General features: G+C 68.3%; 1 pseudogene. It reads left to right on the top strand.

From position 1 onward, the window contains the following. Positions 1–287, top strand: a pseudogene (locus FQ664_RS25835) (cobalt-precorrin 5A hydrolase); the annotation flags it as partial.

The following is a 287-nucleotide window of genomic DNA, read 5'->3' as shown; positions in this document are numbered from 1 at the left end:
GCGCAGGGCACCGGCCATCGTCATTCTCGGCCCGGGCAGCCTGGCGACGGCGCAGCGTATCCAGGCCTGTTATCCACAGGCCACGATCCATGGCCTCGAGGGGCGTGTCGAGGGTGCGGACCAGTCGTACGCGTCGTTCGGCGATACCCTGCGCGGGTTGTACCAGCAAGACACGCCGATCATTGCGTTGTGCGCCGCGGGTATCGTCATCCGCAGCCTGGCCAGCCTGCTCAGCGAGAAGGGCAGCGAGCCGCCGGTACTGGCCGTGGCCGAGGATGGTAGTGCGG

Source organism: Pseudomonas persica, assembly GCF_900291015.1.
Classification (GTDB): Bacteria; Pseudomonadota; Gammaproteobacteria; order Pseudomonadales; family Pseudomonadaceae; genus Aquipseudomonas.
This window is presented reverse-complemented; position numbering and strand designations above follow the sequence as displayed.